The following is a 25,377-nucleotide window of genomic DNA, read 5'->3' as shown; positions in this document are numbered from 1 at the left end:
ACGGTTGCGGGACCGGTGCCCTGTCACTTGCGAACAGGCGGTTCCTCTTCCCGCGAACCGTTCCGGCGCGCGCCGAGGGTTGCGGCGGCGACGGTGTCCAGCCCGGGGAGTTCCGGGGCCCCGTCCCGGGCCACCCCGGTGAGCCAGCTGAACGCCAGCCCGTCGCCGGTGACCTCCAGGATGGCCAGGTTGTTGTCGAACCAGGGACCCTTGATGAGATTCCAGCCAAACGGCGGGCTTGGCACGTTCGCCCTGCGCGCCATCCAGGCCCCGAACGGAACCGCCGGCCCAAAGGCCAGGGCCGCGGCAAAGTAGCGCAGGAAACGGGGAAGCGGGTTGCGGATCGGCGAACAGACCGCCTGCAGGATCCTGCTGCCGCCCTCGCGTTCGACCTCGGAGACGTAGGAGAAGTGAACGTCTCCGGAGAGGAACGTGACCGTCTGCGGGGCCGGTCCGCGCTTGCCGTCGGCGACCTCGGTGGCGAGCCGGGCCACCTCCTGGAAACTGCGCTGGAACGCGGCCCAATGCTCAAGGTCAAATGTCCGGCGCAACCGCTCGCCCAGCCATGCCCTGAGTCGCCGGTGGCTCCCGCTGGAGATTGCCTCGTCCCACGATTCCACGTGGTGCAGGCCCATGGGCAGCTGGAAGGGCAGCGAGGTGCCGATGAGCAGGTGGCGGAATCCGCCGCGCATGTGCTCGTCGAGCCAGTCAAGTTCCGCCGCATCGAGCAGGGCGCGCCGTTCGGGCTCGAGCTTGCGGGCTGCCCGGGAGTCCACCACGATTAGGCGCACCGCATCCCAGTCGCGGCAGTAGCTCCATCGGTAGCTTTCCGGCACGGCATCGACGCGCTCGGCGAACTCGTCCAGGTCCGCGGTCAGGTCCAGCTCGCCGGGACCGGTGTGGGCCGCGATGCGCCGCCACAGCGGATCGGCCGCACGCAGGTCGGGGGAGAGGTTTCCGAGGTGCTGGTAGATCCAGTACGAGCCGAGCCCGGAAACGATGCGCTCGTGCCACCAGCTGGTCTTCTGCATCTTGTGTTTCCAGCTCAGCGAGGAGTTCCAGTCGTCGCGGATGTCGTGGTCGTCGAAGATCATGGCGCTGGGCAGGGTCGAGAGCAGCCACCGGTTGGCCGGGTCCGACCAGGCCAACCGGTACAGGTGGGCGTATTCCTCGAAGTCCTTCAGTTCGGCCCCGGGTGCCTCCTTGATGTTGCGGCGGCTGCGGATGAATTCCTGCATCTCGTCGCTGGTGGAGTCCGCATAGACCTGGTCGCCGAGGAAGAGCGCCACATCGGGCCAGCGGTCGTGCCCGGGTGCGGCCATGGCCAGGGCGTAGGCGCGCATGGCGTCGATCCCGTGGGTGCGATTGCCGGCTTCGTCGTGGGAAACACTGGTGCGGCAGGAGCCAAAGGCCAGCCGTGGTTCCTTGGCCGGGTCCAGGGTGGCGATCACCGGGTCGGGAAACCCGTCCGCAACGGGCCAGGCAAGGGTCCCGTCCAGGTGCACCGTGTAGGGGCGTACGCTGCCCGATTCCAGTCCCGAGACCTCGACCAGGGCGTAGTGGTGGCCATGCGCGGCAAAGGTTGTGGCCTGCCAGGCGTCCGCGCCGGAACGGACCTCGACGGTGCAGGCCGCGGCGGTCTCCACCCAAATGCTGGCGGAGGCTGCGTCAACGTGGCGGAGCATCGGGCCGAGCACCAGGCCCCGATCGGGCCGGGGGCCGGAGCCGGCCGGCGTGCTTCCAATGCTCATCATTCTCTCCTGATGGTGCCAGTCACCCCAGAATGGCACAACTGAATCGTTGGGGATAGACCAGATGGCGCGCCAACGCCGTTCGCCAAGTCGCGCGCAAAAGCAGTCCGGGCACCGGTACCGGGGCGGACGGCGCATAGCATGGGCTGATGATCCCCTCCGCATACCTGCAGTCCCGCCAGCGATTCATCGCCGCCGCCCCGCACGAGGTCTTCGAGCTGCTGGCGAATCCGGCGATGCACCCGGTCATCGACGGATCCGGAACGGTGCGGGCAACAAGCGGGCAGGCGCAAAGGCTCGCCCTCGGGAGTGAGTTCGGCATGCAGATGCGTCTGGGTGTGCCCTACCGGATCAGCAACACCGTGGTCGAATTCGAGCAGGACCGGCTGATTGCGTGGCGGCACTTCAGCGGGCACCGCTGGCGCTACGAACTGGAACCCGACGGGTCCGGGACAACGGTGCGCGAAACCTGGGATGCCAGCCGATTGCGGCACAAGTGGATGCTGCGGCTGCTGGGCTTCACCCGGACCACCGGGCCGAACATGGAAAGGACCCTGGAGCGGCTGGCCGCCCAGTTCCCCGAAGGCGAACGATAGGGCAGAGGCGGGTTCGTCCTCCCTGTCGCCATCGCGCCGCGGGTCCGGAGCCGGGGCTTTGGCCGCTTGACCTACTAGGCTGAAAACCATGAGCCAGCCACCGAACCAAGGTCCGCCGAAGCCGCGGCTTGCCCCGATGCGCATCACGGTTCCGAGCCGCAGCGACGCGTTCCTGCGCAAGTTCACCGAGGTCATTGGCGGCCCGCTGGGCAGGCACAGCAGCCCGGGGCGGATCAGTCCCGGCTTTTTCACCGTCGAACGCGTGCTGGTCATCCTTACAGTCATCGCCGCGCTGCTCGCGGTGGCCTCGAAGAACGCCTGCCGGCTCAACGGCTGGGGCGGAACCAACTCCTATGCCTGGGCCTGCTATTCGGACTGGACCGCGCTCTTCTACGCCCGCGGCTTCGCCGACAACGCCTTCTCGCCCTTCGCCTCCGGTGCCCAGTTCGAGTACCCGGTGCTGATGTCGGTCGTCGCCTCGCTGACCGCCGCGCTGATCCCGCAAGGCGAATTCAACCGGGCCCTGGCCTTCTTCGACCTGAACTTCTTCCTGGTGGCCGGGCTGTGGCTGCTGGTGGTCATAGCCACCGCGCGCACCGCCGGGCGCCGGCCCTGGGACGCGGCAATGGTGGCCCTGGCCCCGGGCCTCATCCTGGCCTCCACCATCAACTGGGACATGTGGGCCGTGGCCTTCCTGGCCCTGGCCATGCTGGCCTGGTCGCGGCAGGCAGTCTTCCTGGCCGGGGTGCTGATCGGCCTGGGCACCGCGATGAAGGTCTTCCCGCTGCTCTTCTTCGGGGCCGTGATCGTGCTGGCCATCCGCACCGGGCGCTACAAGCCGCTGGGGGTGTCCCTGGCCGGGGCCGCGATGTCCTGGCTGGCGGTGAACCTGCCGCTGGCGGTGGTGAACTTCGAGGCGTGGAGCCACTTCTTCTCCTTCACCGAGGACCGCGGGGCCGGACTGTCATCCTTCTGGCACATCTGGAACGTCACCGCCGGCGTGGTGCCGGGGATGCCGGCACTGGGCGCCGGAGCCATCAACGCCCTGGCCCTGGGGCTCTTTGTGGCCAGCTGCGCGGGGATCGCCTACCTGGGGCTGCGCGCGCCGGTGGCCCCGCGGCTGGGCCAGCTGGTGTTCCTGATCGTCGCCTCCTTCATCCTGTTCAACAAGGTCTACTCCCCGCAATTCGTGGTGTGGCTGATCCCGCTGGCGGCGCTGGCCTGGCCCAAGTGGAAGGACTTCCTCATCTGGCAGCTCTTCGAGGTGCTGCACTTCTGGGCCATCTGGATGTACCTGTACGCCACCACCGCCGACATCAAGGCCTCCAACACGTTCCCCACCTCCTTCTACGTCTTCGCCGTGCTGGGGCACATGATCGCCACCGGGTATCTGATGTACCGGGTGAGCCAGTCGATGTTCGACCCCGAGCTGGACCCGGTGCGCCGGGTGGGCCAGGAAGACCCGCAGGCCGGCGCATTCGCCGGGGCGGAAGACAGATTCGTGTTGGGAGCAAGACATGGCGCATGACGCCGCAGTGATCGGGGCCGGACCCAACGGGCTGGCCGCAGCCCTCACGTTGGCCCGCGCCGGGCTCTCGGTGCGGCTCATCGAACGCAACGCAACCGTCGGAGGGGCCGCGCGCACCCGGGAACTCGGCTACCCGGGAGCGATCCACGACCTGGGCTCGGCGGTGCACCCGATGGCGCTGCTCTCCCCGTTCTTCAGGCAGATCGGGCTGCGCGAGCACGTCGACTTCGTGGTCCCGGAAATCTCCTTTGCGCACCCGCTTCCCGACGGCCGGGCCGGCATCGCCTGGCGGGAGCTGGAGCGGACCGTTGCGGCACTGGGCATCGACGGGCCGGGCTACCGGCGGATCCTGGGGCCCGTTGTCGATCGCATGGAGGGGACCGCGGAGCTGTTGCTCAACCCGCTGCTGCGCATCCCGCGGCAGCTTGGTCCGCTGGCCGTCTTCGGGCTGCGCGCCGCGCAGCTCATGGTCCCCGGGCTGGGCACCGGCCAGATGGCCGCGGCGATGATCGCCGGCTGTGGTGCCCACACCGCCGGCGGCGGGCGCGGACCGGCGGCCACCGGAGCCGGGCTCTTCCTGGCCGCTGCGGCGCACTCCGGGGGGTGGCCGATCCCCGTGGGCGGATCGCAGGCGATCTCCGACGCGCTGGCGGGCATGCTCGTTGCGGCAGGGGGCAGCATCGAGCTGGACACCGAGGTCACCGACCTGGCCCAGATACCCGAAAAGACCGTCCTGTTCGACACCTCGCCGGAGGCCATGGCCTCCATCGCGGTCAATGCCCTGCCGCAGAAGTACAGGGACATCCTCACCGGCACGCGCCGGCCCCCGGGATCCTGCCTCGTCCACTACGTGCTCAACGCCCCGGTGCCGTGGCGCAATCCGGAGCTGGCCGATGCCGGCACCATCCACCTGGGCGGCACCGCCGCGCAGATCGGGCGGGAGGAGCGCCGGGTCCGCACCGACGTCTCGGCCGCGCCCTACGCGATCGTGTCCCAACCCAGCCGCTTCGATCCAAGCCGAGCCCCGGAAGGCAGGCACGTCCTCTGGGCCTATTGCCATGTGCCCAACGGAAGCCCGGCGGACCTGACCACCGTGATGAACCGCCAGCTGGAGGCCGTGGCCCCGGGGTTTACCGACACCATCGAATACAGCGAGGCGGTCACCGCGCCGGGGTTGGCCGCGCAGAACCCCAATCTGGTCGGCGGGGACCTCTCGGGTGGGGCAACCGACATGCGCGGCATGCTGGTTCGTCCCACGCTGTCCACCGATCCGTGGCGGACTCCGGCCAAAGGGATCTACCTGGCCTCCAGCTCGTCGCCGCCGGGGCCCTCGGTACACGGAATGTCCGGCCACTTGGCCGCGCAAAGCGCGCTGCGCCACGAGTTCGGGATTCGTTTCTAGTCGTCTAGATTCGCCGGGCGAAAGTATAGGAAAATTCCTATACGCACCTATACGTTGGCATACCTCTTTACAAGTAGCTGCCCGTCTGGGTCGATATGAGCCTTCCGGAGAACCCTGTCGCGGGCCTGACCTGAGCCAGCGGAACCTCAGGGCAGGGAGCCGCCCGCCCGGCTGCGGGATGCCTGGCGCAACGCGACCAGGGTTGCGGCCGTGGCCAAGACCGGGACCAGCAGGAAGGCCGCGGATCCGGCGCTGCGGGTGTTCACGATCCCGACGATGGCTACCCACCAACAAAGGATCGCGGTGAATCCGATGGTGAGGGTCAACGTCTCCCACAGACCGCGGCGCTCGACGGGAAAGAATCCTGAACTGTGCTTGTTCGACATTGCGGTCCTCCCGAGACTCAAATTGCTTCCTTCCCCAACCACACCACGGACCAACGCCTTTGGCCAGAGGTTCTGAATCCGTCAGTTTCCGTCTTTGTCCGGTACTTTGGCGCTCTGCTGACCGGGGTCAATTCTTTGACGATTCGGGGTTGAAACGTTGAGTGGGGTCGCCGACTCTAATCGGCATAATGCTGGCGCTCGATATAGGCGCTCATGCCTGGCACGGTAAATGCGACGCGTCCATGGTCCGGTGCAAATATGAGGCCCTTTCCAATTAGTTGAGCACGCGTTGGGCCCAAGTTTTGAACGGCCGTGCCAAGTCTCGTTGCCACGGATGAGCTGGAAGAACCGTCTTCACCATCTTGTGCCATGGCGGTCAGATATTGGCGTTCCCTCGGCGTCGCACGATCCCAACGGGATGGAAAGAAGCCAGAATCAAGCCGCTGTAGTCCAATTCGCGATGCAATTTCGGCATCAACGTCAGTGAAAGGAGAATCTTGGGCGGCCTCCCACATTGCGCTTCCGAATTCCTGGATGAAGTAGGGATACCGTCCAGAAACGTTGAGCAGTATTTCCAATGCCTCCGGGGAGTACTCCTGCCCAGCTCTTGCTGCCGGAATCTGGAAAGAGTCGATCGCCTCATTCTCTTCAAGCGTTCCAATGACCCGATAATCGAAGAGGCGCTCCGCGTAGCTTCGTGCTTCGGCCAACCGTGAAGGGAGATTGGGGAGCCCGGCACCAACGACATAGAAGGGCAATTCCTCCTGCCCGGCATGATGCTGCGCCGTAACCAAAGCTGACAACAGCTCATTGTCGAGGTCTTGCATCTCGTCAATAAAAATGACGAACCCCTTGCGTAGGGAACGCATCGCCCTTGCCAAGTCCTCGGTCAAGTCCCGCAAATCGATTTCGATTTGTCCGGTAGCAGCACGGGTAGGGTCGGCTTCCACTCCAAGTGAGATTCCCTGTGCTCCCATGCTGAGACTAAATGATGTCAAGGTGCCCAGCATCTGCTTGAACTTTTCCCCGACGTATGAAGATGTGGTGTATCTCCTGGCAGCAACTTGCAGTTCCCGCGCAAGGGTTTTGCGGGTGTCGATGGAACCAGCGACGCCGGGGCGGGCTTCAAGCTTTACCTCGAGCCATTCGTGATGCCGAGCCATCCCGCGGAGCTTGTTCAGGAGCACGGTTTTCCCCACGCCGCGGAGTCCGCCGAGTATCATCCCTCGTCCTTGGTATTGCAGCTTCGTCCGAGCAAGCAATAGGTCGAAGGCCTCGATTTCACCTTCCCTGCCAGCAAGGAATGGGGGTTGCAAGCCAGAGCCGGGACTGTATGGGTTGAGGGCAGGTTCCATGTTTAGGAGTGTATAGGTAAGTGTATGGAAATTCCTACACTTACCTACACATGTTTATATACCGTTAGATGCTCGACCGTACCCGCTTCCGAGTCACGGGATCAGGGAAGTCTGGACTCAACCATTTGGTGGAGTCGGCTCGCCGGTGCGCGGCGCTACGCTGGGTGATGTGACCATTCCCGCAGCACAGCCAGGCCGAGACGCCCCGCCTCCTCCACTCGAACCCCAAACGGGCTCGGCCGGCGAAATGGTGCTGCGCGTCTTGCGCGTGGGACTGCACGTTGGCTTCGCCGCACTGCTGGGCGTCGGACTCATCCGAGTGCTGCTCTCAGAATCGAGCCCGGCCCCGCGGATCACGGCAATCGCACTGACCGCTCTGCTTGCCGCCCTTTACCTGGCAGGGACCATCCAGGAGAAACGGCATTCCGCCGCCCGGGCGCAGAGCACCGTGCGCTGGGCCAAATGGTGGCTGGCCGGGGTCGTGGTGTTGTGGCTCGTACTGCTCTACCTGCACGCCGACTACTCCTGGCTGGCCTTCCCGCTCTTCTTCCTGCACCTGCACATCCTGGGCCAGCGCCACGCCCTAGTTGCTGTCGCGCTGCTTACCGCCGCGGTCGTCACCGCCGGCTGGTACCACTCCGGATCCCTGGCCCTTCCCCAGATCCTGGGACCGGTGGTCGGCGCGATCTTCGCCGTCATCATGGGCATGGCCTACCGTGCGCTGTACACCGAGGGCGTGAACCAGCGCCTGGCCCTGGACGAACTGCGCGCCACCCGTGCGGCGCTCGCCGAGGAACAGCACCGCGCCGGGACCTTGGCCGAGCGCACCCGCCTGGCCCGCGAAATCCACGACACCCTGACCCAGGGGCTCTCGAGCATCGTGCTGGTCTCCCGCTCCGCCTCCGCGGCCCTGGCGGCAGGGGACTCCACGGCCGCGGCCGAACGGCTCGAGACAATCGGGGCGACGGCCTCCGAGAACCTGGCCGAGGCGCGCGACTTCGTCGCAGATTTGTCCTCGGCCGGCGACGGGGCCCGTTCCCTGTCCGGGCGGCTGCGCCGGCTCTGTGCCTCCGCCGAACGCACCGCCGTGGCCGCCGGCCATGGCTTCGACGTGGTTTTCCGGCAGGACGGCACCGCGACCTCGCTGCCGGCGGAGGTTTCGGCGGCGCTCTGGCGGGCGGCCCAGTCCGGGCTGGCCAACGTCGCCGCCCACGCCCACGCGTCCCGGGCCGTCATCAGCCTGGGCTACCTGCCCGACGCCGTCACCCTGGACATCTTTGACGACGGGGACGGCATGGACACCGGAGACATCCCGGCCAAGCCCCGCGCCGACGGCACCGGGTACGGTCTGGCAGGCCTGCGCGAGCGCCTGGGGCTGCTCGGTGGATCCCTGGAGATCGAATCCGCACCAGGGGAGGGGACGGTACTGGCCGTCCGCATCCCGCTCACCACCGCAGAAAGCAGTTTGTGATGCCCAACCTGAAAATCATGCTCGTCGATGACCACCCGGTGGTGCGAGCGGGCCTGCGCGCGGTGCTCACCGAACAGGGCGGGCTGTCGGTGCTGGCGGAGGCCGGCGACGGGGCAGCCGCCCTGGCCCAGCTCGAACGGCTCAAGACCCTGGGCCAGCACGTGGACGTGGTGCTGATGGACCTGCAGATGGACGGCATGGACGGGGTCACCGCCACCGCGAAGATCCGCGCCCAGGGCGGGCCGCCGGTGTTGATCCTGACCACCTACGACTCGGACGCGGACATCCGTGCGGCGCTGGATGCCGGGGCGGCCGGCTACCTGCTCAAGGATGCCCCGCTGCCCGACGTGCTGGCGGCGGTCGAGGCCGCGGCAGCCGGGGAACAGGTCCTCTCGGCGGACATTGCCGCGCGCATCACCCCCGAGGCACGTGCCAACTCCACCGACCTGAGCCCGCGCGAACTCGAGCTGCTGCAGCTGCTGGCTCGCGGGCAGAGCAACAAGGAGATCGCGGGCGAACTGTTCATCTCCCAGTCCACGGTCAAGACGCACCTGATCCACATCTACGACAAGCTCGGGGTGGACAACCGCACCGCGGCCATCGACAGGGCCCGGGGCAGCCGGCTGATCCGCTAACTAGCCGCGGCGGTCCTCGCGCGCAGCGCCTCCAGCATGAGCGGTTCCATCTTGTCCCGCAGATGGTGGTTTCCCGCCACCGAGGGATGCAGCCCGTCCGGTCCCACGAACCGGCCTAGGTCCTCGACGAGCCAGCCCTCGGCGATGGGATCAACGAATCGGGCCCCGGCTGCCTGTGCCGCCTGCTCGATCACGTCCCGCAGGGCCAGGCGCCGGGCCTCGGGGCGGGTGCTGTAGGCCGGCGGCCCGATCACCAGGAAGGTCGCGTTCGGGGCCTGCTGCCGGGCGGAGGCGTAGATTTCGGCGATGACCGGAGCCAGGTCCGCCGGGTCGTGTCGCAGGTCGTTGACCGAACCGAAGAACATCACGAGGTCGGCCTTCGGCGTCACCGCCTGTTCCACCTGCCACGCGAAGGTGGTGCCGGTGAGGCCGACGTTCAGGTAGCCGCTTCCGTTCTGTGCGATGTTGAGGATCTCCAGCGGAGGGGTGTCGTCCCGGTGCGAGGTGGCGATGAGTTGTGGCCAGGCGTTCGCGGGGCTGGTGCCGAATCCGGTGCTCAGCGAATCGCCAATGACCACCACGTTGCGCACGGCGTCCGGAACTCCCATGGTGCTGGTGGGGGACGGTTCGGCGGAACCGACCGCTTGGCAGCCGGTGAGGACCAACGCCGCAAACAGGGCCAGCAGGCCAAGGACCGCTGGCCCTTGCCTGTTCTTTCGGCGGGCCATGATCTTGTCCTTTTCCAGGCCGATGGGTTCCCAGGAACTTCCGCCCACGATGAACCACCTCAGCCCTATAGACAATATTCTTCCCGAGTCAAGGCCGCCGGGGAACCGACCGGCTCTTCGGGAGCCAGGGCGCAGTCGAGGATGCCGGACTCGGTGTTGTTCCAGGTGTGGAGCGTTCCGCGGGCTTCTTCGTTCCCGCAGGCCAAGGTGAACGGCAGTCTCGCCTCCTCGACGGCACGGTAGGTGACGATCCTGCCCTCTCCTTCGACGTCCTGGAAGGTCGTTTCCAGCGATTCAACGCCGGACAGGACTCCATCCACGGGAAAACCAATGTCCTCGCTGACCGTCCCGGTGAAACGTCCCAGGTCTTGGGAGCCTTCGTCTTCGAAGAAAATGAGCGGGCTGTAGGCTCCGTCCAGGAGTGTGGTGCCGGAGATCCCTCCCGGCCCCGTATCCACAGCCTTGACTGCGAAGACCTTCCAGCCTTCGACGAGTGCCTCTCCTGCCGTGACGACGGGATCCTGGCAGTCCTCCCAACCGGTGGGAATCGCGGAGGCCGACTGGATTGGCGCGGGGACCGAGGGGCTCGGGATCGGCACGGGTTCGGGTGCATCCAGCGGGACGCACCCGACAAGCAGCAGGGTTGCTGCCCCGAGCCAGGGGACGGCAAGGGCAGGCCTTGCCGCGCCGCGATCAGTTGCCTTCATCGATATCCCCCTGATGTTGCTCGTTGGCCCCAACCTATACCGCGGATGCGGTCGAACCCCGCAAGGTGCCTCAGTGCGCCGGCGGTGCGTTCCACGGACCGGGCTGCACCCACGGTCCGGGTACGGGGGGTGCCGGTGTGGCCACCGGCGGAACGGACCGGCGCTGGATGTTGCGCTTGTTCGCCAGCTTCACGATGACCAGGACGAACACCGAGGTGGTGATGATCGAGGCGATCAGGCTTGGCAGGTCGCTTTCGGTGGCGCTGACATCGACCAGCCCGATGGCGCCCAGGCCGAAGATGACGGAGTTGTTCACCACGTGCAGCGCGATGGCCGCTTCCAGCCCGCCGGTGCGCCAGGCCAGCCAGCCGGCTGCCAGGGCAAAGAAGCCCACATCCAGCTGCCCGTAGATGTCGTACATGTGTCCGGCCATGAACAGCGGGATGGGCAGGAGGATCGCGAAGGCGGGGTGGCGCAGCCAGCCGCCGATCAGCTGCATCAGGTATCCGCGGAACACGTACTCCTCGGCCGTGGCCTGGAACGGAACCAGGAGCAAGGTCAGGATCAGCATCATCCACATGTCCGGTGCGTTGAAGTCCGGTGCGATGCCGTGCCCGGCCATGGCATCCAGCGCAAAGGAGAGCCCGAAGCTCAATGCCAGGACCGCAAGGGCCACGGCCATGCACTGGCCCAGCCAACCCCAGCGCATGCGCCCGGTGACCGAGGTCAGCGAGCCGACCTTCTGCACGTTCATCATCCGGGTGGCCAACAGGATCACCGGAAGCATCACGACCAAGGTGGCCATGGAGAGTATGAAGACGGCCGGGTCGGACATGTCGAGGTTGGTCGTGCCCATGACGACCGCATCCATCGAGGCCTCCAGCTCCGGGTTGCCGAGCGCGACGAAAACGAAAACGATCCCCACCAGCAGCATGAGGCCCACGTACAGGCCCAGGGCGATGAGCCCCACCATGAGCAGCTTCCACCAGCGATAGGCGCCATAGGTGCGGGCCAGCCGGTGGTATTCCAGCGGTTCGGCCGGGACGGGTGCCGGGGCGGGGACCACCGGACCCCAGTAGGCGGGCTGGGCTCCGGGCTGCGGGCCGTGGGTCGGTGGCGGGTACGGCGGTGGAATCGTGTTCATGCCACCATTCTGTATCAGGCGGTGCCTTGTTTGCCTCGGCAATTCGGACGATCTTTGCGCTTCCGCCGGGGCAGGGCAACGTGGTCCTTTCGGCCGATGCCGGCACGTTGGTCCCGCCGGTAACGTTAAGCCAATGACCACAGTGAATGCAGCAACCGCCAAGGCATCGATGCCGCGCCGCATCCTTGCCCACTCGTGGCGGCTGGCCCTGGGGCTGCTGCTGGGGATCCTGGGGTTCGGGATGGTTTACGAGGGGTATTCCCCCGACAACCCCGCGGACCTGGACGCGGTGGGGCTCGTTGTCGGATTGGACATCCTCTGCGGGCTGGCGGCATTCGTGCTGTACCCGTTCCGGCACCGATTCCCCGTGCCTGTGGTGGCTGCCCTCGTGTTGCTTTCCATCCCCTCCGCAGTCGCCGCAGGCATCACCCTGATGGGAGTGGCGTCCCTGGCCACCCGGCGCAAGCCGTGGGAAATTGCCGGGATCTCGGTGCTGTTTATCGGGTCGATGCTGATCAGCGAACGCCTGGCCTCCACGGTGCTGATTCCCGTTGGCGAGGCCCTGGCCTGGTGGGAAACCACCATCACGGCCCTGGTCCTGCTCGCCGTCATGGTGCTCAGCGGCATGTACATCGGGGGACGGCGGCAATTGGCGGCCGCGCAGCGGGAGCAGCTGCACAGCGCCCAGCGGGAACGCGAAGCCCAGATCCACGCGGCCAAGGCGGACGAGCGCACCCGCATTGCCCGGGAGATGCATGACGTCTTGGCGCACCGGCTCTCGCTGGTTGCCCTGCATTCCGGTGCCCTCGAATACCGCAGCGACCTCACGCCGGAGGAAACCCGGCAAACGGCCGGCATCATCCGGGAGAATTCGCATCTGGCCCTGGGCGAGCTGCGCGAGGTGCTGGGCATGCTGCGCGACCCCAACACGCTGCGCGAGGACGAATCGGCCAGGCCGCAACCGACGCTGGAGCAGCTGGAGCAGATCCTGGCGGACAGCCGGGCCGCCGGCACCGCGGTCAACCTCGAGCTGGAGCCCGGAGCCCGGGAACGGCTGGATGCCCTGCCGCAGAGCACCGGACGCCACCTGTACCGGATCATCCAGGAAGTGCTGACCAACGCCCGCCGCCACGCGCCCCGGCAAGAGGTCAGGCTTCTGGTCGGCGGTGGCGGCGAGAGGCTGTTCCTGCGGGCAGCCAACAGGCTGGACGTCGGGCCGCGGGAAGCACCCGAGCCGGGGAGCCCTCCCAGTTCCGGCCTGGGCTTGACCGGCCTGGCCGAGCGGGTCCGGCTGGCCGGCGGGGAATTGCAGATCGAGCCGGAAGAACAAGGCGAATTCGTGTTGAAGGTGTGGCTGCCGTGGGGAACCTAGACGAAATGATCCGGATCGTGCTGGTCGATGACGAGAACCTGGTGCGCGCCGGGCTGCGCATGATCATCGAATCGGACCCGCGCATCGAGGTCGTGGGCGAATGCGCAGACGGCCGGGCGGCGGTGTCCATGGTGGCCTCGATGGCACCGGACCTGGTGCTGATGGACATCCGGATGCCGGTCATGGACGGGCTCTTGGCCAGCGAGGAGATCCTGCGGGCCGACCCGGGCCAAAAGATCCTGGTCCTGACCACGTTCAACACCGACGAGATGGTCCTGACCGCGCTGAAGATGGGTGCCAGCGGATTCCTGCTCAAGGACACCCCGCCGGCCGACCTCATGAACGCCATCAACCAGGTGGCCGCCGGGCGAACCATGCTCTCTGAATCGGTCACCAAGCAGCTGATCTCGGTGGCCGGTTCGCGCCCGGAGAGCTCGCGGCGCAACCTGGCCCTGGAGAAACTGGGCGTGCTCACCGGGCGGGAACGGGAGATTGCGGTGGCGATGGCCCGCGGCTACTCCAACCAGGAGATCGCGCAGCAGCTGTTCATCTCGCTGGCGACCGTGAAAACCCACATCGGCCGGGTGTTGGAGAAGCTGGGCATGGACAACCGCGTCCAGGTGGCGCTGTGCGTCTTCGAATCCGAGGTCCGCTAACGCCCTGCGGGCTGCGGGCCGGCCGCAGGCGTGCTCCCGGGGAGGCCTTCCTGAATCGAGGGGAGTCCGTAGTGGTCGGCGATCAGCTCCACGGTCCGGGACTGGGCGCGGCGTGAATGGCCGCCGACCACGAGCATCACCTCGTTGACGCCCGTCTGCCGGTGAAGCAGCTCCAGGCCCTGGGCCACGTCCGTGGCGGTGCCGTGCAGCGTGCGGTCGGTCCATTCGTCGAGGATTGCGCGCTCGTGCGTGTCTGCCGGGTAGGCCTCGACCTCGTCAGGGGGCAGCAGGGCAAAGGGCTTGCGCTGGAACATGCGCATCATTGCCATTGCCGAGGACGCCGACTGGCGGCGTGCCTCGGCCGGGTCGTTGTCGGCGATCGCGCCCACGCTGACCAGGCTGTACGGCTCGTCCAGCAGCTCCGAGGGCCTGAAGTTCTCTCGGTACAGCCGCATGGCCGTGGTGACGTCGGCGCTGCCGAACTGCAGGGCGAAGGCATAGGGGCGGCCGAGCTGGCCCGCCAGCTGCGCCGAGTACGGGGATGAACCCAGGATCCAGACCTCGGGATTCGTCTCGGGCCGGGGCACCCGGTTCTGCTCCGCGAGCCAGGGACCGGGCACGGCGTGGACGTCGTGGTACGGGTGCCCCTGCCCGAAGTCGTCGTTGATGAACCCGAGCAGTTCCAGCACCTGCTGGGGAAAGTCGTCGTTCGCGTTGTGGCGGCGGCGCAACGCCGCCGCGGTCTGCCCGTCGGTTCCCGGAGCGCGACCCAGGCCGAGGTCGATGCGTCCCGGGGCGAGCGACTCGAGCATGCCGAACTGTTCGGCGATCACCAGCGGTGCGTGGTTGGGCAACATCACGCCGCCGGCGCCGAGGCGGATGCGCTGCGTCTCGCCGGTCAGGCGCGCGACCATCAGCTGGGGAGAGGAGGTCACGGCACCGGGCATGGCGTGGTGTTCGGACATCCAGAAGCGCTCGAAGCCGCGCTTCTCGGCCAACTGCGCCAGCGTGATGATCTCCCCGAAGGTCTCCTGTGCCGTATGCCCCACTCCGGTGATGGCATTGTCGAGCACCGATAGGACGAAGGGCGCGTTGCCCAGGGGTCGTGACTGGATCATGGGTTCTCTCTCAATTCTCATGGAAAATATGTAACTTAAGCGTGACTCTCAGGTTAGCGTCTTATCACGGAAAAATACAACTGATACCATGAGATCTATGTCAAGGATCCCACTTCCCCCTGCCCCCGGCGCCGACGACCACCCGAGCCTCGCCCTGGTCAATAGCGCCGTGAGCCTTCCCGGCGGACACGTGGCGGACGATCTGGGCAGCCCGGCCGAAGCGACCGCGTGGCTCGTTGGGCAACGCCTGGTTCCGGCCGAAACCGCCCTGCTCGCCTATTGCCAGGACCAGCTCACGACGTTGCGCGGAAATTTGCGCACCCTCTTCACTGCCCGGGTGGTGGGCGACGCTCCCGCGCCGGAGGCAGTGGAGGCCGTGAACCGGGCGTTGGTGAAGGTGCCCAGCGCACTGCTGCTGCAGTTTGACGCCGGCAGCGGACTCCGCCGGGTCCCACGGCACCCGGTGACCCAGCTGGTCGAACACGCCATGGCCCAGATCGCGGAGGATGCGGCCGCCTTGCTGACCGGCGGCCAGGCCGAGCTGGTCGCGCAATGCGAGGCCGCGTCCTGCGACAGGTTCCTCCTGCGGACGCACGCCCGTCGATGCTGGTGCTCCACCCGCTGCGGCGACCGCGTGCGCGCGGCCCGGGCCTACGCCCGCAAGCTGGAACGGGCCCAGGCCGGCTGATTCCGGGCCCGCGGCATGCGGCGGTTTTACCGGAACTCCGGCACCCCCTAGGGGGAAACCCGTACGCCGAAAGAGTGACGGCCTCACCCCTGAAGATCATCCACTTGGGCGGCGACGCAACGAGAGATACTCCGTACCGTTGGAGACATGATCACAGCAGAGGCACTGACCAAGAACTACGGCACCAAGCGTGCGGTGGACGGCGTGAGCTTCACCGTCCAGCCGGGCAAAGTCACCGGCTTCCTTGGCCCGAACGGGGCCGGAAAATCCACCACCATGCGCATGGTCGTCGGGCTCGACCGGCCGTCTTTTGGCAACGTGACGGTCAATGGCCGCAGGTACGCCGAGCACGCAGCGCCGCTGCGCGAGGTCGGGGCCCTGCTGGAAGCCAAGTCCGTGCACAAGTCGCGCAGCGCCCGCACCCACCTTCGGGCCCTGGCGGCAACCCACTCGATCCCCAACACCCGCGTCGACGAGGTCATCGAACTCACCGGCCTGGGGGCTGTCGCTTCCAAGAAGGTCGGCGGCTTCTCGCTGGGCATGGGCCAGCGGTTGGGCATCGCGGTCGCCCTGCTGGGTGACCCGCAGACGCTGATCCTCGACGAGCCGGTCAACGGGCTGGATCCCGAGGGCGTCCTGTGGGTGCGCAACCTCGCCCGCCACCAGGCATCCCAGGGCAAGACGGTATTCATCTCCTCGCACCTGATGAGCGAGATGGCCCTGACCGCCGACCACCTGATCGTGATCGGACGCGGGCGCATCATTGCCGACGCCCCGATCGAGCAGATCATTGGCGGCAGCAACGTGCCGACCTGCAGGGTCAAGACGGACTCGGCCGAAGACCTGATGAACGCGCTGGCCGCCGAAAACGTGCACTTGACCCGGGTCGATGGCCAGACCATCCAGGTTGCCGGGCTTGATGGCCGGGCGATCGCGGCCCGCGCCCTCGACAGGCGGATCCTGCTCTACGAGTTGACGCCCGTGAAGCAGTCCCTCGAAGAGGCCTACATGGCGCTGACCCAGGACGAGGTCGAGTACCACTCCCACCTTGGCAACGAGCTTGCCGCCACGACCACCGGAAAGCAGGGCTAGCCATGAGTACCGCAACCATGAAACGACCACGTTCCGCCGCGCCCGGTGCCGCCGGAAGCGGAAAGCTCAGCTTCCCCGGAGTGCTGCGCGGCGAATTCATCAAGTTCTTCTCGCTTCCCTCCACCATGATCCTGATCCTGGCCACCGTCGTGGTGATGGTGGCATTCGCCGCACTGGGCGCATGGCTTATCGGCTGGTCCATGGGCATGGCCGCGGAGTCCCCGGAAATGGCCGCATCCATGGGGGACATGGGAGAGGTCACCGCGGCACTGCCTACCAGCGGACTGGCCTTCGCCCAGCTGATCATCGGGGCGCTGGCCGTGATGGTCATGAGCTCCGAGTTTGCCACGGGCGCAGCACGTTCAACCTTTGTCGCCGTCCCCACGCGCCAGCCCGTGTTCTGGGCCAAGACGCTGATGATCGGCATCGTTTCCGCGGTGGTGGCGACCGTGTCGATTCTGCTCTCCTTCGCCGTTGCCAAGCCCATCGCCGGAGCATATGACCTGGAGTTGGTGTTCTCTTCCGAGGCGTTGCAGCGCGCCATGTGGGTCGGCGTGCTCTACGTGGTGATGGTGTCGCTGATCGGGATGGCGCTGGGGGCCCTGCTGCGCAACTCGGCCGGAGGCATCGTCGTGCTTGCGGCGCTGTTCTTCGTCCTTCCGTTGGCCATGGGCGGATTCAGTGCACTTGCCGATTGGTTGGCCAAGGCCATGCGCTTCCTGCCGGACCAGGCAGGTGCGGCACTGATGCAGCTCCAACTGGCTCCAGGCGGCCTGGAGCAATGGCAGAACGGGCTGGTGGTCGCCGCGTGGATCGTCATCCCGCTGGTCGCCGCGGCCGTGGTGCTGCAGCGCCGCGACATCTAGAATCCGCCGATTGGTCGCTAGGCTCAAGACATGAGTGAAAACACGGCGCTGGCCTCCGGGACCCCGGAGGCCAGCTTCGCCGAGATCTCGGCGCAGCGCATCGGGCCCCTGCGTGCCTACATGCGCCGGAACCCGGTGCTGGTCAATGCCTCCGTGGTGCTCCTCTACTTCCTGTTGACCATGACGAGCCTGGTCGAATCGGTGCTTTCGGGGCACTGGGCCACCGCCGGCCTGTTGACGATCACCGGGGCCTGGTTGTACTTCCGCCGCCGCTGGCCGATGTTCGTGCTGATCATGGTGGTGCTCTTCGACTCGGCCGCAACACTGCAGGATTCCTCGTACTTCGGCGGCAGCGCCGGGTTGTGGATCGCGCTGTATGCCGCCTCCACCAAATATGCCGCCAGGCGCATGTTCGCACTGACCGCCCTGATCACCGCCCTGCAGGGACTGATCTTCGTGATCATCGGCCTGCCGGCGATGTTCACTGATTCCGCAGAGGACCAGGCCGCGCTGGCGGAAATCGGCGGACGGAACCTGATCATCACGCTCTCCCTGGCCTTCCTGCTGGGCACCAACGCCGCGGCCGTGGCGATCGGTGCCGCGGTGCGCAACCACCGCCTGCACGAGGCCGAGCTGGACAACTGGGCCAAGCGCGTCCAGACCCTGGCACGGGTGCGCGAACGCACCCGCATCGCCCGCGAGATGCACGACGTGGTCGCGCACTCGCTCTCCGTGATGATCGCACTCTCCGACGGAGCGGCGGTGGTGCTCAAGCGCGATCCCGTCCGTGCCGGGGAGGTGCTGGCCGAGCTTTCCGGCACCGGGCGGCGCGCGCTGGGGGACATGCGACGGGTCATCGGGGTCCTGCGCACCGGGGACGGGGCGCCGTTGGAGCCGCAACCCGCCGGGGGGTCGCTGGCGGAAATGCTCGCCGGATTCAAGGTGGCGGGGCTGCCGCTGCGCTATTCCACCTCCGGACCGGCGCTGCCGGACGACGCCACCTTCCAGCTGACCGTCCACCGCATCATCCAGGAATCGCTGACCAACGTGCTGCGCTACGGCCGCAACGTCACCGCGGTCGAGGTGTCCGTGGCCCGGGTGAACCGGGATGTCACGGTGCGCATCCACGACGACGGCACGCACCAGGAGGCACGCCGCGAACTGGTCGGATCGGCCCAGGGCATCCGCGGCATGAAGGAACGCGCCGCGCTCTTCGAGGGCACGCTGTACGCCGGGCCGGCCTCCGCCGGCGGCTGGAGCGTGCTGGCCAAGCTCAAGTTGCCGCACCCGACCCGCTGCCCCGAGGAAACGCCCGGGGGCCCGGGCACCCAAACTGCACCCAAGACCCAACACCAAGGATCGTGAGCAAAACCATGCCCGAAACCACCGACCAAACCACCGCGCGCATCGGGGTGCTGCTGGTCGACGACCAGCCGCTGCTGCGCATGGGATTCCGGCTCATCCTCGAGGGCGAGGATGACCTGGCGATCCTCGGTGAAGCCTCCGACGGGGCCGAGGGCGTGGCGCTTGCCGCCACGCTGAAGCCCGACGTGGTGCTCATGGACGTGCGCATGCCGGTCATGGATGGCATCGAGGCCACCGGACGCATCGTGCGCGAACACCCGGAGGCGAAGGTCATCATCCTGACCACCTTCGACCTGGACGAGTATGCCTTCGCCGGGCTGCAGGCCGGGGCCAGCGCCTTCCTGCTCAAGGACGTCGCTCCCGAGGAACTGGTCAACGCGGTGCGCCTGGTCGCCTCCGGCGATGCGGTGGTCGCCCCCCGGGTCACCGCCCGGCTGCTGGAAACCTACGTGCGCGCCGGCGGGGCCAACCGTCCCGCACCGGCCCCGGAACGCGACCCGCTGCTGGGGGACCTGACCCCGCGCGAGCTCGAGGTGCTCGGGGCCATGGCCGAGGGCCTGTCCAACGCGGAGATCGCGCACCGCTTCTTCCTCTCCGAAGCCACCGTGAAGACCCACGTGCGCCGGATCCTGACCAAGCTGCACCTGCGCGACCGCGTGCAGGCCGTGGTCTACGCGTACGAAACCGGGTTGGTCATCCCCAGCCAGGGGCTGGACTACTAAAGGACGCATGCCCATGAACTCCGAATTCCTGCGCAGCCCCTGGCTGCTGCTGGCCGTGGTGCTGGGGGTGCTCGGCGCCTTCCTGATCACGCTCTTCGCGCTGCCCGTCCCCGGTTGGGCTAGCATCGTGCTGGGGGTCGGCGCCCTCGTGGTGGCCCTGGTCCGCACCCGCTACTAGGGCCCGGAGCCGCGGCTCCACGCACGTTTTCCGGAACCGCACCGCCGGAGCCCCCGCCCGCAACCTACGTCAAGGGAACTCAATGCCCAGCGCAGCCATCGAGCACATCAACGACCTCTCCGCCTTTGTCGCGGCCTCGCCCTCGTCCTTCCACGCCGCCGCCGAGGCCGCCCGCCGGCTGGACGCGGCCGGGTTCACCGCCTTGAACGAGGCCGACGCCTGGGAGCCGGCACCCGGGCGGCACTACGTCATCCGCGACGGGGCGATCATCGCCTGGGTGCAGCCCGCATCCGCCGGCGCGACCACCGGTTTCCACGTGCTGGGCTCGCACACCGATTCGCCCTCCTTCAAGCTCAAGCCCAAGCCCACCACCGGCGCCCACGGCTGGCTGCAGGCCGGGGTCGAGGTATACGGCGGCCCGCTGCTGAACTCCTGGCTGGACCGCGAGCTGCTGCTGGCCGGGCGCCTGGTGCTGCGCGACGGCACGCAGGTGCTGGCCCGCACCGCCCCGATGCTGCGCTTCCCGCAGCTGGCCATCCACCTGGACCGCGCGGTGAACGAGGGGCTGGCCCTGGACAAGCAGCAGCACATGAACCCGGTGTGGGGGATCGGGGACCCTGCCGAATCCGACGTGCTGGCCGTGCTGGCCGCTTCCGCCGGCGTGGAGGCGGCCGACATCGGCGGCTACGACGTGGTGGTGGCCGACGCGCAGGAAGGGCAGGTGTTCGGCGGCGCGGGCGAGTTCTTCGCCTGCGGCCGGCTGGACAACCTCTCCTCGATGCACGCCTCGCTGGCCGCGCTAATCGAACACGCCGAAACCGGCGGCGGGGAGCACATCGCGGTGCTGGCCGCCTTCGACCACGAGGAAATCGGCTCGGCCTCCCGCTCCGGGGCCTGCGGCCCGCTGCTGCAGGACGTGCTCGAGCGCATCGGGCACACTCTGGGCGCCACGGGCGAGGACCGCAACCGCGCCTACGCCGACTCGTTCTGCCTCTCCGCGGACGCCGGGCACTCGGTGCACCCCAACTACCCCGGCCGCCACGACCCGGCCAACCGCCCGATGCTGGGTGCCGGGCCGCTGCTGAAGATCAATGCGAACCAGCGCTACGCCACCGACGCGGTGGGCGCGGCGCTCTTTGCCCGGCTTTGCGCACAGGCGGATGTCCCGTACCAGGAGTTCGTCTCCAACAACCAGATGCCGTGCGGCTCGACCATCGGCCCGCTGACCGCCACCCGGCTGGGCATCCGCACCGTGGATGTGGGCATCCCGCTGCTGTCGATGCACTCGGCCCGCGAGCTGTGCGGCGTGGAGGACCCGCTGCGCCTGGCCAAGATCTCCGCCGCGTTCTTCGCCGCCTGATCGGCGGCCGACGATGGGCGGGCAGATGGAGAACGGCGGGGCCGTGGCGGGACTTGGAACCAAGCCCGTCCTGGCGGGGGAAAAGGTCATCCTGCGCCCCTTCACCGAGGCGGACATCGCGGCCATGGGCCCGATCCTTGCCGATCCCGAGGTCTTGCGGCTGACCGGGTCGGTGCATTCGACCCGGGACGCCGAATCGGCGGACCCGGGCCTCGACGCCGCCACCAGAACCTGGTACGAGGGGCTCGCGGCGCGGCCCGACCGGCTTGACCTGGCGGTGGTGGATGCGGCCGGCGGGCACTGCGTGGGCGAGGTGGTGCTCAACGACCTGGATGCGGAAAACCGCTCGTGCGGCTTCCGGATCCTGCTGGGCCCCGCCGGCCGGAACAGGGGACTGGGCTCGGAGGCGACGGCGCTGCTGCTGGAGCACGCCTTCACCAATACGACCCTGCACCGCATTGCCCTGGAGGTCTACGACTTCAACCCGCGGGCCCGGCACGTCTACGAGCGCGCCGGGTTCACCTTCGAGGGCACGGCGCGGGCCGCGCTGCTCTTTGACGGGCGGTGGATCGACGCCCACGTGTTCTCCATCCTGGCCACCGACCCCCGCCCGGGCCCCGCCGCCCGTTCCTGAGCTCCGTGGCCTGCCGGCCACCGGCGCGTCACCCGATGTTCACCCGCCCGTGCTTTGCTCGCGGACATGATCGCCGAGCAAAGCACGCCACGCCGTTTCCTGCCCGAGGTCCAATCCCTGCGCGCCGTCGCGGTGCTGCTGGTCCTCGCCTACCACCTGGAGCCCCGGCTGGTGCCCGGCGGGTTCATCGGGGTCGACGTGTTCTTCGCGATCTCCGGCTTCCTGATCACCGGGCACCTGCTGCGCGAGGTGCGCCGCACCGGACGCATTGACCTGCCCGGGTTCTGGGCGGCGCGGGTGCGGCGGATCCTGCCCGCCGCGTTCGCGGTGATCCTGGCGGTGCTGGCCGCCACGCTGGTGCTGCTGCCGGCAACGCAATGGAAATCCGTGGGCGCCGCGGCGCTGGCTTCCGCGTTCTCCGTGGAGAATTGGCTGCTTGCAGCAAGCTCGGTGGACTACCTGGCCGCCGAGGAGGCGCCCACCGCCCTGCAGCACTTCTGGTCCCTCGGCGTCGAGGAGCAGTTCTACCTCTTCTGGCCGCTGCTGGTGCTGCTGGCCGTGTGGCTCGCAAACAAGTGGGTGGCCGGCCGGGCGCACGGCACGGCGGGCCGGCGGGAAGCGGCCGCCGGGTTGCCGCGCACCGGTCTGCTGCTGGTCTTCGGTGCAGTCGTCGCGGCATCCCTGGCCTATTCGATGGTGCTGGTTGCCGCGGGGAACCAGGCGGCCTACTTCGACACCGGCGCCCGGGTCTGGGAACTCGCCGCGGGCGGGCTGCTGGCGCTTTTCCTCGCCCCGCCCGAGCCCGGGACCCAGCCACTGCGCGCCCGCTGGTTCGAGGGCCGCCGGGCCCGCACCGCGTTGGCCTGGGCCGGGTTCGGGACCATCGCGGTCGCGGCCTTCGGGTACGGGCCGGGCACCGCGTTCCCGGGGCTTTCCGCGGCCATGCCGGTGGCTGGAGCGCTTGCGGTGATCCTGGCGGGGGAGACCCGCGGCGCCCTAGCCCCGCAAAAACTCCTTGAGGCCCGGCCCGTGCAATGGGTCGGGGACATTTCCTATTCGTTGTACCTGTGGCATTGGCCGGTGCTCACCTTCTTCCTGTTCCTGGCCGGACGGGAACCGGGCCCGGCCCAGAGCCTGGGGCTGCTGGTGCTCTCGTTGCTGCTCGCTGCGGCCTCCCACCGCTGGATCGAAACCCCGGTGCGAACCCTGGCCCCGCTTGCCGCCTCGAAATGGCGGGCGCTGGGTGACGGCGCGGTCGCGGTCGCGGTGGTCGCCGCGCTGGCCCTGGCGCCCGGAACCCTGGCGCAGCGGGAGACCATCGCCGCCGAACGTGCCGCCGCCACGTTACTGGCCGCCCCGCCTCCCGGCTTCGGCGCCGCGTCGATTGCCTCCGGCGCGCCGGCCTACCTCCAGGGCGTGAACCAGATCGTCCCGGTGCCAGCGGAAGCCGAGCGCGACCTGCCCGACCTGGGCGATTGCGTCCAGAAACCGCAGTCGCCCAGCACCCGCGAATGCACCAAGGGAGCGAAGGACGGCTCCCTGACCATTGCCCTGGTCGGCGACTCGCATGCCACGCACTGGTACCGGGCGCTGGAGGCCTCCGCCAAGCGCCACGGGTGGACGCTGTTGACCTACCTGAAGAACTCCTGCCCGTTCTCCTGCACCAAACGCGTCGCCGAGGCCAACGGCAGCATCTCCTGCAGCGGGGCAAACCAGGACACGCTGGAGCGCATCCTGGCACGCGGGGACGTGGACGCGGTGGTGACCAGCCACTGGGCCGGGTCCACGTTCGAAAGCGGTGCGGCCGAGGGCTTCGCCGACTACTGGGGGCAGCTCGAGGACGCCGGCATCAAGGTCTACCCGATCATCGACACCCCGCGCCCCGGGACCAGGACCTACGCGCGGGACTGCGTGGCGGAACACCCCACGGACCTGGTGTCCTGCGGGGCCCCGGAGACCAAGGCCTTCGAGGCCAACGACACCACCCGTGCCGCTGCAGCACGCGAACCACGCGTCGACGTGCTGGATTTCTCCGACCAGTTCTGCGCGGACGGATTCTGCCCGGCGGTGATCGGCAACGTGCTGGTGTACCGGGACAAGCACCATGTCTCGGACACCTACATCCGCACCCTTGCCCCGGTCTTTGACGCCCGGCTGGGCGCGTTGCTGCGTGTTGATGGATTGGGCTGAGGGCCCGCGCGAAGGGCGTGATGCACCGCACCGGACACGGTCGGGAGAATCCCTGGTTTTCCGCTAGAATGGTTGAGGCTGTTTCTGCCGCGCCCGGCAATCGGGTTGCGGCGACAGCAAATGCAAAGAACCTCCTGTTGCGGAAATGCCGTGACCGTTTAGCCCAAAGGAGGTGGGTTCACATGCGTGCTTATGAATTGATGGTGCTGATCGACCCCGAGGTCGACGAGCGAACCGTTGAACCAACCCTCGGTAAGTTCCTGGACGTTGTCCGTAACGATGGTGGAACCATCGAGAACGTTGACATCTGGGGCCGTCGCCGCCTGGCCTACGACATTCAGAAGAAGAATGAGGCCATTTACGCGGTAGTTAACTTCACCGCCACCCCCGCTACTTCCGCAGAGCTTGACCGCCAGCTGGGCCTCAATGAGACCATCATGCGCACCAAGATCACCCGCCCGGAAGAGGCAAAGGTCGTTGCAGAGTAATTCTGCTCTTCGATCTTCGTAGAACAACACTTTAGGAGGCTCCAATGGCAGGCGAGACAGTCATTACGGTTATTGGTAATTTGACCGCTGACCCGGAACTGCGTTTCACCCCGTCAGGATCGGCCGTGGCGAACTTCACCATTGCATCGACCCCGCGAACCTTCGACCGCCAGACCAATGAATGGAAGGACGGCGACACGCTGTTCCTCCGTGCGTCGGTGTGGCGTGAGGCTGCCGAAAACGTCGCTGAGACGTTGACCAAGGGCATGCGCGTCATCGCCCAGGGCCGCCTCAAGTCGCGTTCCTACGAAACCAAGGAAGGCGAAAAGCGTAACGTCACCGAGCTCGAGGTCGATGAAATCGGCCCGTCGCTGCGTTACGCCTCCGCAAAGGTCACCCGTACCCAGCGCTCCGGCGGTGGCGGTGGTGGCTTTGGTGGTCAACAGCAGAACGCCGGCGCTAACGCCGGTGGATTCGGCGGCGGCAACCAAGGTGGCGGCGGTGGATTCGGCGGCGGCAACGCAGGCGGAAACACCGGTGGCGGCTGGAATGCACCCGCGGCCGATCCATGGGGAGCTCCTGCCGGAGGAAACAACGGCGGATGGGGCAACCCGGGTTCCGACGAACCACCTTTCTAAACAAATTTATTCACCATCCCGCAGAAAATTCTGCGGGCTCCACCTGATAAAGGAGCTCCACGATGGCTAAGGCTGAACTCCGTAAGCCCAAACCAAAGTCCAACCCCTTGAAGGCCGCTGACATCACTGTCATCGACTACAAGGACGTAGCATTGCTGCGCAAGTTCATTTCGGATCGCGGAAAGATCCGTGCCCGTCGCGTTACCGGCGTTTCCGTACAGGAACAGCGCAAGATCGCACAGGCCATCAAGAACGCGCGCGAAGTGGCATTGCTGCCTTACTCCGGCGCTGGCCGCGGCTAAGGAAG

26 protein-coding genes are annotated in these 25,377 nt (G+C 67.5%); 19 read left to right on the top strand and 7 right to left on the bottom strand.

Annotated features, from left to right (window positions below; genetic code table 11):
* Positions 1-23: 23 nt before the first annotated feature.
* Complete coding sequence (locus FPY90_RS14060; protein ID WP_498681704.1) at positions 24-1,751, bottom strand: alkaline phosphatase D family protein; 1,728 nt, start codon at positions 1,749-1,751, stop codon at positions 24-26.
* Positions 1,752-1,900: 149 nt separating this feature from the next.
* Here FPY90_RS14060 and FPY90_RS14055 point away from each other — a divergent pair, with 149 nt between their 5' ends.
* The 3 genes from FPY90_RS14055 to FPY90_RS14045 all read left to right on the top strand — a co-directional run bounded on the left by FPY90_RS14055 (position 1,901) and on the right by FPY90_RS14045 (position 5,277).
* Entirely contained in the window at positions 1,901-2,347 is a 447-nt protein-coding gene (locus FPY90_RS14055) for an SRPBCC family protein (RefSeq protein WP_071213660.1), read from the top strand.
* Between the two features lie 88 nt (positions 2,348-2,435).
* A complete protein-coding gene (locus FPY90_RS14050) occupies positions 2,436-3,875 on the top strand; it encodes a glycosyltransferase family 87 protein (RefSeq protein WP_498681703.1) in 1,440 nt (479 codons plus the stop codon).
* Positions 3,865-5,277, top strand: a complete 1,413-nt coding sequence (locus tag FPY90_RS14045) for a phytoene desaturase family protein (protein ID WP_071213662.1) — start codon at positions 3,865-3,867, stop codon at positions 5,275-5,277. The genes FPY90_RS14050 and FPY90_RS14045 overlap by 11 nt, the downstream gene beginning before the upstream one ends.
* A gap of 146 nt (positions 5,278-5,423) precedes the next feature.
* On the opposite strand, the gene FPY90_RS14040 is transcribed toward FPY90_RS14045, so the two are convergent.
* The gene (locus FPY90_RS14040; protein ID WP_071213663.1) at positions 5,424-5,663 is read right to left on the bottom strand and encodes a hypothetical protein; all 240 of its coding nucleotides are present in this window, start codon (positions 5,661-5,663) and stop codon (positions 5,424-5,426) included.
* Positions 5,664-5,839: 176 nt separating this feature from the next.
* A complete protein-coding gene (locus tag FPY90_RS14035) occupies positions 5,840-7,018 on the bottom strand; it encodes an ATP-binding protein (protein ID WP_071213664.1) in 1,179 nt (392 codons plus the stop codon).
* Between the two features lie 247 nt (positions 7,019-7,265).
* Here FPY90_RS14035 and FPY90_RS14030 point away from each other — a divergent pair, with 247 nt between their 5' ends.
* Positions 7,266-8,489, top strand: coding sequence for a sensor histidine kinase (locus tag FPY90_RS14030; protein ID WP_498685598.1), 1,224 nt, complete (start codon positions 7,266-7,268; stop codon positions 8,487-8,489).
* Complete coding sequence (locus FPY90_RS14025) at positions 8,489-9,124, top strand: response regulator (RefSeq protein WP_071213666.1); 636 nt, start codon at positions 8,489-8,491, stop codon at positions 9,122-9,124. Before FPY90_RS14030 ends, FPY90_RS14025 begins: the two co-directional genes overlap by 1 nt.
* On the opposite strand, the gene FPY90_RS14020 is transcribed toward FPY90_RS14025, so the two are convergent.
* The 3 genes from FPY90_RS14020 to FPY90_RS14010 all read right to left on the bottom strand — a co-directional run bounded on the left by FPY90_RS14020 (position 9,121) and on the right by FPY90_RS14010 (position 11,703).
* Entirely contained in the window at positions 9,121-9,900 is a 780-nt protein-coding gene (locus FPY90_RS14020; RefSeq protein ID WP_071213667.1) for an SGNH/GDSL hydrolase family protein, read from the bottom strand. The genes FPY90_RS14025 and FPY90_RS14020 overlap by 4 nt on opposite strands.
* A 17-nt stretch (positions 9,901-9,917) precedes the next feature.
* Complete coding sequence (locus FPY90_RS14015; protein WP_071213668.1) at positions 9,918-10,559, bottom strand: hypothetical protein; 642 nt, start codon at positions 10,557-10,559, stop codon at positions 9,918-9,920.
* A gap of 70 nt (positions 10,560-10,629) precedes the next feature.
* On the bottom strand, positions 10,630-11,703 hold the full coding sequence (locus tag FPY90_RS14010) for a CPBP family intramembrane glutamic endopeptidase (protein ID WP_071213669.1): 1,074 nt from the start codon (positions 11,701-11,703) through the stop codon (positions 10,630-10,632).
* A 133-nt stretch (positions 11,704-11,836) separates the two neighbouring features.
* Between FPY90_RS14010 and FPY90_RS14005 the strand changes: the two genes are divergently transcribed.
* Both FPY90_RS14005 and FPY90_RS14000 read left to right on the top strand, forming a co-directional pair.
* Complete coding sequence (locus tag FPY90_RS14005) at positions 11,837-13,075, top strand: sensor histidine kinase (RefSeq protein WP_175475396.1); 1,239 nt, start codon at positions 11,837-11,839, stop codon at positions 13,073-13,075.
* The gene (locus FPY90_RS14000) at positions 13,063-13,731 is read left to right on the top strand and encodes a response regulator (protein ID WP_139194738.1); all 669 of its coding nucleotides are present in this window, start codon (positions 13,063-13,065) and stop codon (positions 13,729-13,731) included. Before FPY90_RS14005 ends, FPY90_RS14000 begins: the two co-directional genes overlap by 13 nt.
* Here FPY90_RS14000 and FPY90_RS13995 read toward each other — a convergent pair.
* Positions 13,728-14,849 carry an LLM class flavin-dependent oxidoreductase gene (locus FPY90_RS13995; RefSeq protein ID WP_071213672.1) on the bottom strand — a complete coding sequence of 374 codons (1,122 nt, stop codon included), beginning with the start codon at positions 14,847-14,849 and terminating at the stop codon, positions 13,728-13,730. The genes FPY90_RS14000 and FPY90_RS13995 overlap by 4 nt on opposite strands.
* A 97-nt stretch (positions 14,850-14,946) precedes the next feature.
* Here FPY90_RS13995 and FPY90_RS13990 point away from each other — a divergent pair, with 97 nt between their 5' ends.
* The 12 genes from FPY90_RS13990 to rpsR all read left to right on the top strand — a co-directional run bounded on the left by FPY90_RS13990 (position 14,947) and on the right by rpsR (position 25,372).
* A complete protein-coding gene (locus FPY90_RS13990; protein ID WP_071213673.1) occupies positions 14,947-15,537 on the top strand; it encodes a CGNR zinc finger domain-containing protein in 591 nt (196 codons plus the stop codon).
* A 147-nt stretch (positions 15,538-15,684) separates the two neighbouring features.
* Positions 15,685-16,629 (top strand): ABC transporter ATP-binding protein, encoded by a 945-nt coding sequence (locus FPY90_RS13985; protein ID WP_071213674.1) that lies wholly within the window; start codon positions 15,685-15,687, stop codon positions 16,627-16,629.
* Positions 16,630-16,631: 2 nt separating this feature from the next.
* Entirely contained in the window at positions 16,632-17,495 is an 864-nt protein-coding gene (locus FPY90_RS13980) for an ABC transporter permease (protein ID WP_071213675.1), read from the top strand.
* 30 nt (positions 17,496-17,525) lie between these two features.
* Positions 17,526-18,860, top strand: coding sequence for a sensor histidine kinase (locus FPY90_RS13975; protein ID WP_498681699.1), 1,335 nt, complete (start codon positions 17,526-17,528; stop codon positions 18,858-18,860).
* An 8-nt stretch (positions 18,861-18,868) separates the two neighbouring features.
* Positions 18,869-19,582: a response regulator gene (locus FPY90_RS13970; RefSeq protein WP_071213849.1), complete on the top strand. Its 714-nt coding sequence runs from the start codon at positions 18,869-18,871 to the stop codon at positions 19,580-19,582.
* Positions 19,583-19,595: 13 nt separating this feature from the next.
* Positions 19,596-19,760, top strand: a complete 165-nt coding sequence (locus FPY90_RS13965; RefSeq protein WP_175475397.1) for a hypothetical protein — start codon at positions 19,596-19,598, stop codon at positions 19,758-19,760.
* 82 nt (positions 19,761-19,842) lie between these two features.
* Positions 19,843-21,120, top strand: coding sequence for a M18 family aminopeptidase (locus FPY90_RS13960; protein ID WP_498681698.1), 1,278 nt, complete (start codon positions 19,843-19,845; stop codon positions 21,118-21,120).
* 25 nt (positions 21,121-21,145) lie between these two features.
* On the top strand, positions 21,146-21,754 hold the full coding sequence (locus FPY90_RS13955) for a GNAT family N-acetyltransferase (protein ID WP_071213850.1): 609 nt from the start codon (positions 21,146-21,148) through the stop codon (positions 21,752-21,754).
* 66 nt (positions 21,755-21,820) lie between these two features.
* Complete coding sequence (locus tag FPY90_RS13950; RefSeq protein ID WP_498681695.1) at positions 21,821-23,944, top strand: acyltransferase family protein; 2,124 nt, start codon at positions 21,821-21,823, stop codon at positions 23,942-23,944.
* A gap of 182 nt (positions 23,945-24,126) precedes the next feature.
* Positions 24,127-24,432, top strand: a complete 306-nt coding sequence (gene rpsF, locus FPY90_RS13945) for a 30S ribosomal protein S6 (protein ID WP_071213679.1) — start codon at positions 24,127-24,129, stop codon at positions 24,430-24,432.
* 44 nt (positions 24,433-24,476) lie between these two features.
* Positions 24,477-25,070 (top strand): single-stranded DNA-binding protein, encoded by a 594-nt coding sequence (locus FPY90_RS13940; protein WP_071213680.1) that lies wholly within the window; start codon positions 24,477-24,479, stop codon positions 25,068-25,070.
* A 62-nt stretch (positions 25,071-25,132) separates the two neighbouring features.
* Positions 25,133-25,372, top strand: a complete 240-nt coding sequence (rpsR, locus tag FPY90_RS13935; RefSeq protein ID WP_007269381.1) for a 30S ribosomal protein S18 — start codon at positions 25,133-25,135, stop codon at positions 25,370-25,372.
* The last annotated feature ends 5 nt before the right edge of the window (positions 25,373-25,377 follow it).

This window comes from Arthrobacter sp. C2, assembly GCA_024207135.1.
Taxonomy (GTDB): domain Bacteria; phylum Actinomycetota; class Actinomycetes; order Actinomycetales; family Micrococcaceae; genus Paeniglutamicibacter.
The sequence above is the reverse complement of the archived record's forward strand: the minus strand, read 5'-3'. Positions and strand labels throughout refer to the sequence as shown.

Coding starts and splice junctions, on each gene's coding strand:
- FPY90_RS14060 (WP_498681704.1), bottom strand. CDS start 1,751: ATGAGCATTGGAAGCACGCCGGCCGGCTCCGGCCCCCGGCCCGATCGG.
- FPY90_RS14055 (WP_071213660.1), top strand. CDS start 1,901: ATGATCCCCTCCGCATACCTGCAGTCCCGCCAGCGATTCATCGCCGCC.
- FPY90_RS14050 (WP_498681703.1), top strand. CDS start 2,436: ATGAGCCAGCCACCGAACCAAGGTCCGCCGAAGCCGCGGCTTGCCCCG.
- FPY90_RS14045 (WP_071213662.1), top strand. CDS start 3,865: ATGGCGCATGACGCCGCAGTGATCGGGGCCGGACCCAACGGGCTGGCC.
- FPY90_RS14040 (WP_071213663.1), bottom strand. CDS start 5,663: ATGTCGAACAAGCACAGTTCAGGATTCTTTCCCGTCGAGCGCCGCGGT.
- FPY90_RS14035 (WP_071213664.1), bottom strand. CDS start 7,018: ATGGAACCTGCCCTCAACCCATACAGTCCCGGCTCTGGCTTGCAACCC.
- FPY90_RS14030 (WP_498685598.1), top strand. CDS start 7,266: ATGGTGCTGCGCGTCTTGCGCGTGGGACTGCACGTTGGCTTCGCCGCA.
- FPY90_RS14025 (WP_071213666.1), top strand. CDS start 8,489: ATGCCCAACCTGAAAATCATGCTCGTCGATGACCACCCGGTGGTGCGA.
- FPY90_RS14015 (WP_071213668.1), bottom strand. CDS start 10,559: ATGAAGGCAACTGATCGCGGCGCGGCAAGGCCTGCCCTTGCCGTCCCC.
- FPY90_RS14010 (WP_071213669.1), bottom strand. CDS start 11,703: ATGAACACGATTCCACCGCCGTACCCGCCACCGACCCACGGCCCGCAG.
- FPY90_RS14005 (WP_175475396.1), top strand. CDS start 11,837: ATGACCACAGTGAATGCAGCAACCGCCAAGGCATCGATGCCGCGCCGC.
- FPY90_RS13995 (WP_071213672.1), bottom strand. CDS start 14,849: ATGATCCAGTCACGACCCCTGGGCAACGCGCCCTTCGTCCTATCGGTG.
- FPY90_RS13990 (WP_071213673.1), top strand. CDS start 14,947: ATGTCAAGGATCCCACTTCCCCCTGCCCCCGGCGCCGACGACCACCCG.
- FPY90_RS13985 (WP_071213674.1), top strand. CDS start 15,685: ATGATCACAGCAGAGGCACTGACCAAGAACTACGGCACCAAGCGTGCG.
- FPY90_RS13980 (WP_071213675.1), top strand. CDS start 16,632: ATGAGTACCGCAACCATGAAACGACCACGTTCCGCCGCGCCCGGTGCC.
- FPY90_RS13975 (WP_498681699.1), top strand. CDS start 17,526: ATGAGTGAAAACACGGCGCTGGCCTCCGGGACCCCGGAGGCCAGCTTC.
- FPY90_RS13970 (WP_071213849.1), top strand. CDS start 18,869: ATGCCCGAAACCACCGACCAAACCACCGCGCGCATCGGGGTGCTGCTG.
- FPY90_RS13965 (WP_175475397.1), top strand. CDS start 19,596: ATGAACTCCGAATTCCTGCGCAGCCCCTGGCTGCTGCTGGCCGTGGTG.
- FPY90_RS13960 (WP_498681698.1), top strand. CDS start 19,843: ATGCCCAGCGCAGCCATCGAGCACATCAACGACCTCTCCGCCTTTGTC.
- FPY90_RS13955 (WP_071213850.1), top strand. CDS start 21,146: ATGGAGAACGGCGGGGCCGTGGCGGGACTTGGAACCAAGCCCGTCCTG.
- FPY90_RS13950 (WP_498681695.1), top strand. CDS start 21,821: ATGATCGCCGAGCAAAGCACGCCACGCCGTTTCCTGCCCGAGGTCCAA.
- rpsF (WP_071213679.1), top strand. CDS start 24,127: ATGCGTGCTTATGAATTGATGGTGCTGATCGACCCCGAGGTCGACGAG.
- FPY90_RS13940 (WP_071213680.1), top strand. CDS start 24,477: ATGGCAGGCGAGACAGTCATTACGGTTATTGGTAATTTGACCGCTGAC.
- rpsR (WP_007269381.1), top strand. CDS start 25,133: ATGGCTAAGGCTGAACTCCGTAAGCCCAAACCAAAGTCCAACCCCTTG.